Source organism: Myceligenerans xiligouense, assembly GCF_003814695.1.
Classification (GTDB): domain Bacteria; phylum Actinomycetota; class Actinomycetes; order Actinomycetales; family Cellulomonadaceae; genus Myceligenerans; species Myceligenerans xiligouense.
Window position 1 is genome coordinate 508,997 of sequence record NZ_RKQZ01000001.1, and the last position, 14,376, is coordinate 523,372.

11 protein-coding genes are annotated in these 14,376 nt (G+C 72.1%); 5 read left to right on the forward strand and 6 right to left on the reverse strand.

Annotated elements, in window-relative coordinates; translation table 11 throughout:
* Positions 1-797 precede the first annotated feature (797 nt).
* On the forward strand, positions 798-1,784 hold the full coding sequence (locus EDD34_RS20810; RefSeq protein ID WP_211341472.1) for a hypothetical protein: 987 nt from the start codon (positions 798-800) through the stop codon (positions 1,782-1,784).
* 372 nt (positions 1,785-2,156) lie between these two features.
* Here the strand turns inward: EDD34_RS20810 and EDD34_RS02225 are convergent, their stop codons facing one another.
* Positions 2,157-2,750, reverse strand: a complete 594-nt coding sequence (locus EDD34_RS02225; RefSeq protein ID WP_123813121.1) for a hypothetical protein — start codon at positions 2,748-2,750, stop codon at positions 2,157-2,159.
* Between the two features lie 261 nt (positions 2,751-3,011).
* Here EDD34_RS02225 and EDD34_RS02230 point away from each other — a divergent pair, with 261 nt between their 5' ends.
* Together EDD34_RS02230 and EDD34_RS02235 are read left to right on the forward strand one after the other, a co-directional pair.
* Positions 3,012-7,028 carry a hypothetical protein gene (locus EDD34_RS02230; protein WP_123813122.1) on the forward strand — a complete coding sequence of 1,339 codons (4,017 nt, stop codon included), beginning with the start codon at positions 3,012-3,014 and terminating at the stop codon, positions 7,026-7,028.
* Between the two features lie 45 nt (positions 7,029-7,073).
* Positions 7,074-7,301 carry a hypothetical protein gene (locus EDD34_RS02235; RefSeq protein WP_123813123.1) on the forward strand — a complete coding sequence of 76 codons (228 nt, stop codon included), beginning with the start codon at positions 7,074-7,076 and terminating at the stop codon, positions 7,299-7,301.
* 187 nt (positions 7,302-7,488) lie between these two features.
* Here EDD34_RS02235 and mscL read toward each other — a convergent pair whose 3' ends face one another.
* The 3 genes from mscL to EDD34_RS02250 all read right to left on the reverse strand — a co-directional run bounded on the left by mscL (position 7,489) and on the right by EDD34_RS02250 (position 9,346).
* Positions 7,489-7,899, reverse strand: coding sequence for a large conductance mechanosensitive channel protein MscL (gene mscL / locus EDD34_RS02240; RefSeq protein WP_123816270.1), 411 nt, complete (start codon positions 7,897-7,899; stop codon positions 7,489-7,491).
* 167 nt (positions 7,900-8,066) lie between these two features.
* Positions 8,067-8,855: an SAF domain-containing protein gene (locus tag EDD34_RS02245; protein ID WP_123813124.1), complete on the reverse strand. Its 789-nt coding sequence runs from the start codon at positions 8,853-8,855 to the stop codon at positions 8,067-8,069.
* A gap of 140 nt (positions 8,856-8,995) precedes the next feature.
* Complete coding sequence (locus EDD34_RS02250; RefSeq protein ID WP_123813125.1) at positions 8,996-9,346, reverse strand: FmdB family zinc ribbon protein; 351 nt, start codon at positions 9,344-9,346, stop codon at positions 8,996-8,998.
* Between the two features lie 221 nt (positions 9,347-9,567).
* On the opposite strand from EDD34_RS02250, the gene EDD34_RS02255 reads away from it, so the two are divergent.
* Positions 9,568-12,297, forward strand: coding sequence for a penicillin acylase family protein (locus EDD34_RS02255; RefSeq protein ID WP_123816272.1), 2,730 nt, complete (start codon positions 9,568-9,570; stop codon positions 12,295-12,297).
* Here EDD34_RS02255 and EDD34_RS02260 read toward each other — a convergent pair.
* Positions 12,287-12,934 (reverse strand): 5-formyltetrahydrofolate cyclo-ligase, encoded by a 648-nt coding sequence (locus EDD34_RS02260; protein WP_246012145.1) that lies wholly within the window; start codon positions 12,932-12,934, stop codon positions 12,287-12,289. The genes EDD34_RS02255 and EDD34_RS02260 overlap by 11 nt on opposite strands.
* A gap of 177 nt (positions 12,935-13,111) precedes the next feature.
* Between EDD34_RS02260 and EDD34_RS02265 the strand changes: the two genes are divergently transcribed.
* A complete protein-coding gene (locus tag EDD34_RS02265) occupies positions 13,112-13,729 on the forward strand; it encodes a GNAT family N-acetyltransferase (protein ID WP_425462335.1) in 618 nt (205 codons plus the stop codon).
* A gap of 31 nt (positions 13,730-13,760) precedes the next feature.
* On the opposite strand, the gene EDD34_RS02270 is transcribed toward EDD34_RS02265, so the two are convergent.
* Entirely contained in the window at positions 13,761-14,303 is a 543-nt protein-coding gene (locus tag EDD34_RS02270) for a MarR family winged helix-turn-helix transcriptional regulator (protein WP_123816273.1), read from the reverse strand.
* Positions 14,304-14,376: the final 73 nt, after the last annotated feature.

A 14,376-nucleotide genomic window follows, 5' to 3' on the forward strand; every position in this document is an offset into this window, starting at 1 on the left:
CGCGGGCGGGCCTGGCGACGGGGCGCCGACGGGCTGCCTGGGGGCGCTGGGCGAGGGCTTGGCCGGCCGGGTCCGGCGCGGGGAGTTGCCCGGGGTGTTGCCCCGCGCGGACCCATCGTGGGCGGCGACCGTGATGGGACGTATCGCACGGGCAGGCCGTTGTCATGCCGCCATGGTTAGGGCCTCGACGTGTGCTACCTGGTCGACGCTGACGGCTTCGCGTACGCGCCGGGTCACCGATCAACCACTGGCTCTAAGTTCAAACGATGTGGAAACCGGGCGTGACACTTCCTTCACCATCTCCACCCAGACAAGATTCGGCACACTGATCTCAGGTGGTAGAAACCGATCTCGCAAAGCCGGCGAGATTAAAGTTGGTCAGTCGTTCAACATCGCAAGATCGGCAAGTTCCCAGCCCAGGCGGGGTGTCAGCACGTCGACTACTTTGACAACACGCATCGATGTTTAGCAACGTCATTGACGCAGTTCGGCAGGGTCTCCCGTGCGTGTCGTGGGCTCCTCGGAATACATAGGGGTCGGTGAGAGGTTTATGATGTTGATATTCCCGGACCGGACCGGTGCGGGGATGGATTTAAGCGCCGAGGTGGGTACCCGAACAACGGCAGTACCCGTGAGGTGGAAACGCGGCAGGGCACCGAGGTGGTCCCCCGAGCGGAGGCGCGGCCTCTGTTCCGGGGTGAGGCGTACAGGCCTCGACCGATGTCTCGACCGATACCCGCGCTGCGAAGGCATGATCACGTAAGCTAGATATATAAGGCAAAACCCCAGGAGTTGGCATGTCAGATATAGAGAAATTTGCCCGTACGGTCCGCAAGGTCGCCGCGGTGGGAGCCTCGACGCGGAGCTGGTCCACGAAGCGTTCCGCAGTGGAGGAGCTGTACGCGCGGATGGAGCAGTACAACCGGGTGCTCGGGCGACACCGTGAGGTGTTCGCGGTCGCCGAGCAGATCACCAAGCTCCTCGAGCCGCATGCCTGTGCGGCCGAACGGCATCTCAGTGCCGTCGTCGCCGCCACCAAGCCGCTGACCGACCATGTGTTCCACCACATGCAGCAGTTCAACCGCATGATCGAATGCCAGTGGGGTGGGGCGGCCGTCACCCGAGCCTTCTCCGGGGTGCCGGAGCGGCCGGCTCGCGTGGTCGAACGGCAGTCGAGCGCCTCCACCGCGGTCCGGGCGCTCACCGACCAGCGGCCGACCAGCAAGGCTGATCTGCTCGGATCGCCGCGAGTCGCGGCCCGGCCGACTGGCTCCGTCGTGCGGTCCACGAGGATCGCGCCCGTGACGGGCGCGACGAAGCCGCACTCGGTCGTGGGCGGCTCGGGCGGCGGTCGCGGAGCTGGCGGCGGCCGCGGTCCGGGTGGTCCGGCAGATCATGGGGGCCAGGATGGAGCCGAGGGCGGGGCGCTGAGCCGGCAGGACATCTGGAGCCGGCGGGCCGAGCTCCGCCGTGAAATCTACGCTGTGATCACAATTCTCCTGATGCTGTTCGAGCTGGTCTGGAGCGTCCGCTCGGCAAGCGCCGCCCCAGGGGTGGCCACCATCGACGACGTGATCGAGGCGACCGGCGGCAACGCGACCGTGGCCGGCGACACCGTGACCGACGTGACTATCAACAATGAAACGAACGTCACCAACGTCTACATCGCAGATCCGCCGACGTGTCAGGGGCTGTCGACCCTGCTCCCGGCCACACCCGGGCAGGTAGAGGAGTTGCCGTCGCCTGGGCCGACGACGGCGCCGGATGACGCGTCCGGCTCCTGATGTGCTCACCGGCCACTCGGGCGGCAGGGATGGCACGATCTCTCGACACCCGCTTGGGATGAAGCGGGTGTCGGTGGTGTGGCGTCTCTAGCCAGACCGGTGTTCGACAGAGGAGGGCGCGTCGGGAGGCGCTGGCCGCGGGAGCTGGCCCGGCGGGACTTGATGGCGTCGGCGGATCGTCGCGCCACGCGATCCGCAGCAGCCCCCCGATGCGAATCGAGCTGGGACCACACGCCAAGCACGCCCCGAGCTGAACACTCGGGGCGTGCTCGCGTCGTATCGGGGCTCCGGGGCGACGACGGGGTAGGGGCCGACGACTGCGAATCCAATCAGGCGCACCACCCCCGCCACGCGGCGCGTCCGCGGGGCGTGTCACTCGCCTTCGGCGTCGGACGCTGACCGGGTGAGGTGCCGCACCAGATCCACGGCGGCCTCGTGGTCGGCCGACTCGGCGGCGACCCCCCAGCACTCCGTGGTGGGTGGGCTGCCTGACGCCGTCCCCGCCGGCAGTGCGACGCCGTCGGGAGCCCGACCCTTCGGCGCACAGACGAGGTCGCCGTCGACGGTGAAGGTCTCGACGAACACGGGGTCGAGCCGCTCGGTGCCGGGCAGGTCGTCGCCGTACGGGCGCAGGAATCCTCGCGTGGCGTATGCCGCGAGCTCGTCGGTGTCGATGGCGAACACGTCGGGCGGGCTGTCGTTCGCGAACTGCCGGGACAGCTGCCGGGGCATGTCCGCCGCGACCCGCACGGTCGCCCCCCGCTCCGAACCCGCGGACCAGGCCCGGACGGCCGCGCGCACCGACCTGGTCTCGCCGCCGTCACCAGGGCCGATGAGCACGCGGAGCGCGTCGCTCCCGTTCCCGGCCCGGCCGTCCAGGCCCGGGCCCCACGCGGCGGCGGAGAGCACCAGTGCGCTCACCGACACGGCTACAGAAATGCGAATGCGAAGGATCTTCCGATCCATGATCACGGTCCCCTTTTCTGTGGTGCGGAACTATCCGCACATTCGCCAGTGTCGGTCGGGTGAGGCCTGAGCGCATGTGATGTGCCAGAACCCCCTTTTCGCCATAAAGCAGGGCCGGGCGGTCGAGAAGGCGCCCGGCCGTGCGCCCGCGGAAGGGAGCGGGGCCGCCGCGCCCGGGCATCACCGGCCGTGACGCCGCGGTCGGTGCGCCGGCCGGTGTGTCGCGCCGGGCGCGGGGCGGGCGGCGGTTAGTTTGCTGGGGTGAACGCCGCACGCCGTCAGACCGCAGCCGCCCGGGACCCGGGGGCGGACCACGATCTGTCCGCATCGATCACGGCGGTGCTGGCCGAGAACCTGGAGGAGCCCGCCGACGAACTCGCGGCGGCGGAGGAGCCCTCGCTCGCGGGCGGCAGCACCCGGTCCACCGGCACCGACGGCGCCGAGAACACCAGCCCGCAACTCGCCGGGGCGATCGCGGGCTGGCGCGCCGGGCTGGTCGAGCTGGCCGGCAGCTCGTCGCTCACGGACATCGGCCTGCTCGGCGAGGCGGTCATCGACCTGTCGGCGGCCCACCCGTCAGGCGTCGCGCAGCTCTTCGCGGGCCGGCCCACCCGCCTGTCCAACCTGGTGCGTGAGGCCGGTGCGCTGCCCGCGGCCCGTCGTCGGGCACAGGCCGTGGCCGCGCGGTCCGCCGAGCACGCGCAGCGTTACGGCGTCGCCCCCACCTACCTCGCGATCGGCGTCGCGACCTGGACGGAGCGGTCCGCGCCCGGCCATACCGACGACATGGAGGCGCTCGCCCGCGTCACCGGCCGCACCGAGGGCGCACACGACCCGCGGACGACGGCGGACGCGGGCGAGGACAAGCCACGGGCAACCCCCGCCGCGTCGTCGGCCACGGACCGCGACGGCGGCGAACCCCGCGTGGTGCGCGCGCCCGTGCTCCTGCGGCCCGTGACCCTGACGCCGCGCGGCGACGCCGACGCCGACTACGACATCACCCTCGAGGCCGCGGCCGAGCTCAACCCCGAGGTGGCACGGACACTGCGCGCCCACGGCGCGCTGCTCGACCCCGCCGCGCTCGCGAAGGCGGCGTTCACCATCGCCGGCTTCGACCCCACCGACGTCCTGCACCGCGTCGCCTCACTCGGCACGGCCGTGCTCGGCGACTTCGACCTGGACCAGAGAGTCCTGGTCGGCACCTTCGTGCACCCCGGCCAGGTCCTCGTCGACGACCTCGACGAGCTCACACCGTCCCTGGGACGCCACGAGGTGGTGGCCGCCGCCGCCGGCGTCGCCGAGGCGATCGGCACGCTGAACGCCCTCGAACTCCCCGAACCGCGGGTGGGCGATGCCAACCCGGCGCGGGAGCGCGGCGTCGGCGACCTCGACCCCCGGCAGCGGCACGTCGTGGACGCCCTGGCCACCGGCAACCACCTGTTCGTGGACGCCCCCGTGGGCTCCGACGTCGCGGGGACGCTGGCGGCCGTGGTCGCGGAGGCCAACGCGTCGGGCCGGTCGGTGCTGTACGTCCCCGGGCACCGCCGCGCCGCCGACGCGCTCATCGCACGCCTGGACGCCCTCGGACTCGAGGGCCTGCTGCTCGACGTCGCACCGACCCCCTCCTGGCGGCAGATCGTCTCCCACCGGCTCCTGACCGCGATGACGGCCGGGTCCGGCACCGTCGACACCGACGCCGTCGCCCGCGTGCGCGACGCCCTCATCGGCGCCCGCTCCCAGCTCGCCGGGTACATCGACGCCCTGCACGAGCCGCGCGGACAGCAGCGCATCAGCGCCTACGACGCCCTCCAGGCGCTCGCGCGGCTGACGTCCCAGAAACCGGCGCCGTCCACCACCGTGCGGCTCGCGCCCGACACCGTCCGCGGCCTCACCGAGGACAAGCGCGCCGAGCACGCCCGCGACCTCGCCCGCGCCGCCGAACTGGGCGCGTTCTCCCTGAAGTCCGCCACGTCACCGTGGTTCGGCGCGCAGATCACCACCGACCGCGCCGCCCGCGACGCGCTCACCCGCGTCCGGCGGCTGCGTGACGAGACCGTGCCCCGCCTGCGCGAGCAGATCGAGTACGTCGTCCAGGTGACCGGCCTGGTCCCCGCCACCAGCCTCGCGCAGTGGGCCGAACAGCTCGCGATGCTCGCCGGCATGCGCGGCACGCTCGACGTCTTCCAGCCGATGGTCTTCGAACGGACCGCCGAGGACCTCGTCCACGCGACCGCCTCCGGACGCTGGCGGGCCGAGCACGGCATCGAGATGGGCTGGCTGGAACGTCGCCGCCTGCGCAAGCGCGCCCGCGCGATGGTGCGCCCGGGCGTCCGCCTGTCCGACATGCACGAAGCCCTCCTCGAAGTGGCCGAGCAGCGCGAGGTCTGGCAGGAGCAGTGCCCGCGCGGCGGCTGGCCGACCCTGCCCGAAGGGCTCGCGGCCATCGAGGAGACGTACGAGGCCGTGCGGATCGACGTCGAGGCACTCGAACCGGCGGTCGCGACCTCGCACGCCGGAGGCGGCCTCGCCGAACTCGACCTCGACGCCCTGCGGCAACGGCTCGAGGCGCTCGCCGGCGACGCCGACGCCCTGACTCATCTCCCCGAGCGCACCGCGATCCTGCTCCGGGCGCGTGGCGCCGGCCTGGGCGACCTCGTCGACGACCTCGCCGCGCGCCGCGTCGAGCCGGCGCAGGTGGGCGCGGAGCTGGACCTGGCGTGGTGGACCTCGGTGTTCGAGGAGATCCTCGCCTCCGAGCCGGCGCTCGCCGAGCAGGACGGGGCCGGCCTCGACGCGCTCGCGGGACGGTTCCGTGAGCTCGACGTGCGCCACGTGGACGCGCTGCCCGGTCCGGTGCAGGTGGCCGTCCGGGCGCACCTGGGCAGCGCGATGCGTGACGAACGCGACGACGCCGAGGCGCTGTACACCGAGCTCGTCGACGGCAAGCTGACGTCCGTACGCGACATGGTCGCGAACCACGGCGCCGTGGCCCGGCGCCTGCGCCCCACGATGATCTCCACGCCCACGCTCGTGCCCCATCTGCTGCCGCCCGAGCGCACCGCGGACCTCGTGGTGCTCGACGCCGTCCAGCACGTGCCCCTCGAGGTGGTCGTCCCGGCGATCGCCCGCGGGCGTCAGGTGATGGTGGTGGGGGACCCGCGGTCGGCGTCGGGCACGGCGGTGCGGGAGCTGTCCGACCTGCTGCCCGCGGTCTCGCTGGCTTCCGAGCCCAGCCGCCGCGACCCCGCGCTGACCGCGCTGCTCGCCGCGCACGGGTACGACGGCGTGCTGCGGCCCGCCCCCGTGCCCCGTACCGAGCCCCTGGTGCGCCACTGGCTGGTGGACGGCACGGGGATGCCGGATCCGGTGTCGGGCGCCGTCGAGTCGACCCGCGCCGAGGCGGACCGCGTGGTGGAGCTCGCGATCGAACACGCGATGACGCGGCCGGAGGAGACGTTCGGGATCGTCACGGTGACGGCGACGCACGCGGACCGCGTCCGCGAGGCGCTGCTGGCCGAGGTGCGGTCCAACCCGGCACTCGCGCCGTTCTTCTCGGGCAAGCGCCCGGAACCGGTGGTGGTGGCCGACGTCTCCGGTGTGGCCGGCCTGCAGCGCGACACGATCGTGCTGACCCTCGGGTTCGGCCGCACGCCGCACGGCCGCGTGCTGCACCGGTTCGGCGCGCTCGGCGAGGCGGGCGGCGACGGGATGCTCCTGGGTGCGCTCGGCGCGACACGCAAGAGGCTGCACGTGGTCTCGTGCTTCGGCGCGGACGACATCGACCCCGAGCGGTTGCGCGGGCCGGGCCCGAAGCTCCTGCGCGAGGTGCTGGCGTTCGCGGCCTCCCGCGACGGCCAGGCGGACGACGTCGAACTCGGCAACGGGGTGGACGTCGCCCGGGAACCGGACCGGCTCGTGGGGGACCTCGGCGAGCGGCTGTGGAAGGCCGGGCTCGTCGTGGAGACCGACTACGGGATCGGCGACGGGGAACGGATCCCGCTGGCCGTGGGGCATCCGGACGTTCCCGGCGAGCTCCTGGTGGCGGTGCTCACCGACGACGCCGCCTACGTGGCCGAGCCCTCGATCCGCGTGCGGGACCGGCAGATGGCGAACCGGCTCGAGAAGCTCGGATGGGTGGTGGCTCAGGTGTGGTCGGCCGCGGCGTTCCTGGATCCGGACGCGGAGGCGGAACGGGTGCGGCAGGTCGTGCTGCGGGTGCGGGACGCCAGGGTCGGGAGCGCGGGTTTCGTGGCGGTGCCGCAGGTCGTGGAGGGCTGACTCCCGCGGGGCGGGGCGCCGTCCTCGGAGTGGGAGGATGGAGTGGTGGGTGAGGAATCGACCCCCGGTAGGGGAACGGACGCCGGCTCCGCGCGGCCCCGGCGACGGAGGGCCCGGCGGGCGGTGCGGCGCGGGAACGAGCGCGAGGCCGTGTCCGGGGTGAGCTCCGACGAGCGTGGCGACGGCTGGGGCGAGGCTGCTGAAGGGGCCGCCGGTGGCGAGCACGGGAGCAACGACGAACGGCTGCTGCGGGACGTGCCTCCGCACTGGTGAGCTGAGCCCAGGTGATCGGTCCGCACCCGGAGCGCGGTGGTCCGATCCGGCTCTCGCGCGAGCGAGGGCCGATGCTCCGGGCCGCCGATCCCGTCAGCCCACCCGGCCGGCGCTCGCACGAGCATGGACCGGTCACCGGACGGGGCCGGTGGGACGCTGCGCCGGCCCGGGCGGGTGCATCCGCCTGTCAGCGAGTGGTGACCTGGGCGCGCAGGAGGTCGCGGATCTCGGTGAGGAGCTCGACGTCCTTCTCGAGGGTCTCCTCGATCTCCTCCTCCGGGGTCTTGCGCATCGCCATCATCTTCGTGATCGGGAGGACGACGAAGAAGTAGAGCGCCACGGCGATGAACAGGAAGTCGAGGACCGACTGCAGCAGCAGACCGATCGGGAACTCCGTGGGCTCGCCGTTGCGCAGGCTCGGCAGGTCGACGGCGAAGCTCTCGACGTTGGGCGCGCCGAAGATCCAGGCGACGAGCGGCATGAGGATGCTGCCGGTGAGGGCTGTGACGATCGCCGTGAACGCGCCGCCGATGATGATGCCGATGGCGAGGTCGAGCACGTTGCCGCGCATGATGAAGTCCTTGAATCCGTTGAGCATGGTGCGCACGCGAAGTCCTTCGATTCGTTCCGGATGAGGGCGGTGGACGCCGGCGGGATGCCGGCGGTCGCGGGAGCCCGGCACTGCCGGTGCCCGGGGAGATTCTGAGGGTGAATCTCGCGCAGCGCATCCCGGAACGGGCGAAGAGGATCATTCGCTCAGGTCGATCACGGTACGAGAACGGCCGATACGGCTCCCATTCCCGCTGTGGCCGATAGCTCGGGCGCCTCGGCCGGATCCACCGCGACGAGCGTGACGCGTGGTGGGTCGCTGCCTCCGCCGAGCAGACCGGTGGTGGCATCCTCGGGGGCCCGGTGCGCGGGTGTCGGGAGGACCAGCGCACGGCGCGCGAGGTAGGGCGTCGCGGGTTCGGGGCCGTCCGCGGGCGGGTAGGCGGCACCGGGAGCGAGCAGGTCCACCCGGTCGCCGGCCCGCAGGAGCGCGGCGACGCCGTCGTCGGCGAGCGTCACGGGGACCACCACCGTGCCGGCGGGCGCCGAGGACAGCACCCCGCCGTGGGACACGACGCCCCGGTGCAGGGCGGCACCCGCCGGCAGCGTGACGACGGCCGTCAGGCCGACGGCCTCGGAACGGCCGCGTAGCGCGGCGGGCGGGGCGACACTCACCGCGACATCGCGCAAGGCGACGTCGTCACCGGTGAGCCGGGCTCCGGCGGCCACGGAGCGGGTGGTGACGAGAACCGGGACCGACGGCGGTGGCGCGGGCCGCAGCGCCTGCACAGCGCCGATCGCGGCGAGCCCGCAGCAGACCGCCGCGAGCACGATGCGGTGACGCCACACAAGGCGCCGGGTGCGACGCGCGATCCGGGGCGAGACGCGCGGTCCGGGGACATCGCGTGCGAGGACGTCACCGTGCCTGACGGGAACGCCGTGCCTGACGGGAACGCCTTGCCCGAGGGGAACGCCGTGTCTGAGGAGGTCGCCGAGGAAGCTCATGCCCCGACGCTAGGAGCGCGTCCCGAGCGGTGCCGGACGGCCCGAGCGGGATGTGCACAACGGCCGGAGAACGCCCCCTGTGGTCGGTGTCGAACCGTGGAAGTTCAGCGGCGACGTGCCCGGCGGGGAATCCGAAACCCTCAGGCCGAGGCGGTCTTCGCGCCGGCGGCGCTGCTCGACGACGAGTTGCCGGAGGACGAGCCGCTGGAGCTCGAGCCGCTGGAGCTCGACGAGCCGGCGGCCTTGGAACCGTTCGACGACGAGCCGCTCGAACCGGAGCCGTTCGTCGACGACGACGTGCTCGACTTCGACGAGCCGCGTGAGTCGTTGCGGTAGAAGCCCGACCCCTTGAACGTGACGCCGATCGAGCCGAACACCTTGCGCAGGCGGCCGGAGCACTCCGGGCAGGCCGTGAGCGCATCGTCGGTGAACGCCTGGTGGATGTCGAAGGCGTGGTCGCACTCGGTGCACCGGTACGCGTACGTAGGCACGGGATCTCCTCTGGCACTCAGGGTTTGCGAGTGCCAATCATAACGCCGTCGGCCCCGCAAACCTTCCGTGCGCGCGGCCGACGGACAGGTGAGGCGACGCCACCCGTACCGGTTCGGGAGCGTCAGCGACTACCGGTAGTCTCACCTGCGTGTCAGCGCCCACGTCCAACGAGACCGTCACACCCGACGCGACCGAGGCCGCAGAGCCCACACGTCGCGCGATGTCCCGACTCCGCAAGCTGGCGATCGGTACCGCCGTCGTCGTCGTGCTCGCGCTGGCAGCGGTGACGACGTTCGGCTGGGCCATCGGCCGCCGTGCCCTGCCCAGCACCTCCGGCGAGGCGCAGATCGAGGGCCTGACGGCGGACGTCCGCGTGCTGCGGGACGGGCAGGGCGTTCCGCACATCTACGCCGACCAGGCGACCGATCTCTTCCGCGCGCAGGGATACGTGCACGCGCAGGACCGCTTCTTCGAGATGGACTTCCGGCGGCACGTCACGGCCGGCCGGCTCGCCGAGCTCGTCGGCGAACAGGACTCCGCGATCGCGGCGGACAAGCTGATCCGCACCTTCGGCTGGCGACAGGTCGCCGAGCGGGAGCTGGACCTCGTCAGCCCGGCGACGCAGGAGTACCTGCGCGCCTACGCGGACGGCGTGAACGCCTACCTCGCGGACCGGTCCCCGTCGGAGCTCGGTGTGGAGTACACGGTGCTGGGCGCGAGCGTCAACGTCGAGGACCCGGAGCCGTGGGACCCCGTGGACTCGCTCGCCTGGCTCAAGGCGATGGCCTGGGACCTGCGCTCCAACTACAACGAAGAGCTCGACCGCGCCCTGGCGTACAGCACGCTGGAGGACCCGAGCCAGGTGGCCCAGCTGTTCCCCGACTACGGCACGGCCGGCAACCGGCCGATCCTCACGGAGTCCGCCGCCCAGCCCGCCAACGGGTCGGGTGAGTCGGCCGGGGGAGAGGGCACCGGCTCGGAAGGCACCGAGGGCACCGGCTCGGAAGGCACTGAGGGCACCGGCTCGGAAGGCACCGACGGCGCCGGTACGGAAAGCGCCGGCGCCGAGGGCACGGCGGGCGACGCCGGCACCGAGGAGACGTCGAACGACCTCGACGGCGCGCTCCTCGACAAGGACCTGCGCGAGGCCCTGTCCGCGACGCAGGAGGCGCTCGCCGCCGTTCCTGAGCAGATCGCTCGCGGTGAGGGCACCGGCTCGAACTCGTGGGTGGTCTCCGGGCAGTACACCGAGTCGGGACAGCCGATCCTGGCCAACGACCCGCACCTCAGCCTGCAGGCGCCCGGAATCTGGCACCAGGTCGGGCTGCACTGCAACACCGTCTCGACCGACTGCCCGTTCGACACGGCAGGGTTCGGCTTCTCCGGTTTCCCGGGCGTGGTGATCGGGCACAACGCCGACCTCGCGTGGGGCCTGACCAACATGGGCGCCGACGTCACGGACTTCTTCATCGAGCGCGTGCGCGGAGACACCTACAAGCGCGGCGACCAGTGGATCGACCTGGAGACGCGTGAGGAGACCATTCGGGTCAACGGCGGATCGCCCGTCGACGTCACGGTCCGCAGCACGGTGCACGGGCCCCTGATCTCCGACGTGCTCGACGACGAGAAGGCGGGCGCGGCCACCATGGACGCGCTGGTGCAATCGCCCACGGAGGAAGGCACCGAGCTGGGCGACTACGCCATCTCGCTGCAGTGGACGGCGCTCGAGCCGGGCCGCACCGCCGACGCCGTCTTCGCGTTCGACACCGCGCGGAACGCCGAGGACATCCGCCGGGCAGCCGCGATGTTCGACGTCCCGGCGCAGAACATCGTGTACGCCACCAAGGACGGGCACATCGGTTACCAGGCGCCGGGCCGCATCCCGCTGCGCGCGCAGGTTCCCGGGCCGGTGAGCTCGGACGGTGCGTGGCCCCGTCCCGGCTGGGACCCGCGGTACGACTGGACCGGTTATGTGAAGCCGGAGCAGATGCCGCGCGCACAGGACCCGAGCGAGGGGTTCATCGTGGCGTCGAACCAGGCGGTGCTGCCGGGCGGGTCGGGCCCTTACCTCGCCCGGGACTGGGACTACGGCTTCCGGTCACAGCGCATCCGGACGCTGCTCACCGAGCAGATCGACTCCGGGCGCCTGTTCACCACCGACGACATGTCGGCGATCCAGAACGACGACTGGAGCGCCTTCGCGGACCTGCTCGTGGGCGTTCTGCTGGAGATCGAGCTCCCCGACGACTACGACTCGGACGGGCAGCGGCTGTTGCGCGACTGGGACCACACCATGGACGAGGACTCCGCGGCAGCGGCCTACTTCGCGGCCGTCTGGCAGAACCTGCTCCGGGCGACCTTCCAGGACGAGCTGCCGGAGAGCATGTGGCCGGAAGGCGGGGATCGCTGGCTCGCCGTCGTGCAGGGCATGCTCAACGACGAGAACAACGTCTTCTGGGACGACAAGACCACGGTCTCCGTCCGCGAGAGCCGCGACGAGATCCTCACCCAGGCCCTCAAGAGCGCGCGTCAGGACATGACCGTCCAGCTCAGCAAGGACCCGGGGGACTGGTCCTGGGGCATGCTGCACCAGCTCGAGCTGGAGCACCTGGCACTGGGAGGCAAGGGCGTCCCGACGCCGGTGCGCACCTACATGAACCCGGCATCGCAGGGCGTGTCCGGAGGCGCGTCGATCGTGAACGCGACGTCATGGGACGCTGCCTCGGGCAGCTTCAACGTGACGGCCGGGCCGTCGATGCGGATGGTCGTGGACATGGCCGACCTCGACGCCTCGACGTGGGTGACCGTGACCGGCGTGTCCGGGCACCCGGCGTCGAACCACTACGACGACCAGCTCGACGAGTGGGCCGACGGCGAGACCTTCGCCTGGCCCTTCACCCGCGAGGCGGTCGAAGCCGCCGTGGAGGACGAACTGACGCTCAGGCCGTGAGCCAGCGCCAGTCCGTCGTGGTCGCCACGGCGTGGACGGGGTGGTCGTGCTGCTCGAAGGGCAGCGGGCGCTCGGTGGCGTCGTACACCTCTTCGGGGAAAACGATCGCCACCACCTTCGCCTCGGGGCGGGCGTGTGTGAGCACGCGGTCGTACCAGCCGCCGCCCTGACCGAGCCGGACCCCACGGGTGTCGACGGCGAGGGCGGGCGCGACCACGACGTCGGCCAGCTTGAGGGCGTCCTGGCCCAGGGTCTGGCCGCCGGGCTCGGGCGGACGTCCGGGGGCGCGCTCCAGGAGATCCTCGGGCCCCGCGTAGTCCGCCCAGTCACGGGCCAGGCCCGTCCCCAGCACCGGGAGCAGGACGCGCGCCCCGCGGCTCGCCAGGAGTTCCATCAGCATGCCCGTGGCGGGCTCGCCGGCGCGCGCGGCGTACATGCCGACGACGGAGGCGTCGCGCACCTCCGGGATCGACGAGACGACGTCCGCGATCGCCGACTCCGCCTGCGCCCGCTGTTTCGGACTGCGCAGGTTGCGCTGCTTGCGGATGGCGCGTCGCAGTTCCTCCTTGGCGTCCTCTGCTTCCATCCCGGGCTGGACCGGGTAAGGCTGTGATGTGGGAATCTGGGCGCCCTTCATGGGCGCTATTGTTCCAGGATTCCCGGATGCCCCCGTGAAGTGGGCTTCGGCAGGTCAGCGGCCGCCGGTCGTGGTAGACCCTCTGCAGGCAAGCACGGCGCGTCCGGTGGGCGGGCGCATCTGGGGGTGCAGGAACGAATGTCGGAGACGACGGGGCTCGTCGTGAGGGGATGGACCGTGTCCAAGCCATGGCCCGTGACGTTGCGGGAGGACACGCCCGGTGGGGTGGTGGTGCTGCGCCCCCTGCGGCGGCGTGACGGCAAGGTGTGGTCGCAACTGCGCGCCGGCAACGCCGCCTGGCTCGAACGGTGGGAGGCGACGTCGCCGCTCACGGGTGAGAACCGGATGACGGTGGCGTCGTTCAGCGAGTACGTGCGCACACTCTCGAACCAGGCGCGGTCGGGGACCCTGCTGCCGTTCGGGGTGGAGCTTGACGGCGAGCTGGTGGGTCAGCTCACCGTGGCCTCGATCACCTACGGGTCGCTGTGCTCGGCGAGCATCGGCTACTGGGTCTCCGAGCACGTGGCCGGGCGGGGCGTGACCCCGACCGGCGTCGCCATGGCCACGGACTACTGCTGGTTCGTGCTGGGACTGCATCGCATCGAGATCAACATCCGGCCCGAGAACGGGCCGAGCCTGCGGGTCGTGGAGAAGCTCGGCTTCCGGGACGAAGGGCTGCGCGAGCGCTTCCTGCACATCCAGGGTGCGTGGCGCGACCACCGCACGTTCGCGCTGACCGCGGAAGAGGTGCCGGGCGGCCTCCTGGCCCGCTGGCAGCAGACCCGCGAGGGGTAGTCGGCGGGGCGCGGGTGTGCGGCCGGCGCCGTCAGCGCCCGTCGACCGGCGTCACCGCGCGCGCGACCACCCCGCAGGGGTCGTCGTCCTCACTGATGCCTCGCGCGGCGCGTTCCAGCAGGTCACGGAAGCGGACCCGGTCAGCGGGCGGGAGGCCGGCCAGCAGGTCCTCCTCGGCGTCGGCGACGCGGACGTCGACGTCCGCCAGCATCTCCCGCCCGCGGGCGGTGGCCACGATGCGGCGTGCGCGCCGGTCCGCCGGATCCTGCTGACGTTCCACGAAGCCGCACTCGACGTACCTGTCGATGAGGTAGGTCATCACGGTCCGGTCGATGCCCAGGCGCGCGGCGAGCGACGCCTGCGTGGGGGGTGCGTCGTGCACGACGACGCGCAGCACCTGGTACCCGCGCATGCCGTGGGGCAGCTCATCGGTCGCGGCTTCGGCGCGCACGCTCCACTCGCGCAGCAGCGCGACGAGCGACCAGCTCAGGCCGAGGCTGGGGCCCGGACTCGCCTGCTCGGGTGACGAGGCCGGCTCCGCCGGCTTGCGGACGGTGCTCCGGCGGGTGGACATGGACACGTGACCATCCTAACGGAATCCCGCTGCCGCCAAGATGAGTTGTCCCTGATATCGTCTGTGCCGCAGA

Coding starts and splice junctions, on each gene's coding strand:
- EDD34_RS20810 (WP_211341472.1), top strand. CDS start 798: ATGTCAGATATAGAGAAATTTGCCCGTACGGTCCGCAAGGTCGCCGCG.
- EDD34_RS02225 (WP_123813121.1), bottom strand. CDS start 2,750: ATGGATCGGAAGATCCTTCGCATTCGCATTTCTGTAGCCGTGTCGGTG.
- mscL (WP_123816270.1), bottom strand. CDS start 7,899: ATGCTCAACGGATTCAAGGACTTCATCATGCGCGGCAACGTGCTCGAC.
- EDD34_RS02245 (WP_123813124.1), bottom strand. CDS start 8,855: ATGAGCTTCCTCGGCGACCTCCTCAGACACGGCGTTCCCCTCGGGCAA.
- EDD34_RS02255 (WP_123816272.1), top strand. CDS start 9,568: ATGTCCCGACTCCGCAAGCTGGCGATCGGTACCGCCGTCGTCGTCGTG.
- EDD34_RS02260 (WP_246012145.1), bottom strand. CDS start 12,934: ATGAAGGGCGCCCAGATTCCCACATCACAGCCTTACCCGGTCCAGCCC.
- EDD34_RS02270 (WP_123816273.1), bottom strand. CDS start 14,303: ATGTCCACCCGCCGGAGCACCGTCCGCAAGCCGGCGGAGCCGGCCTCG.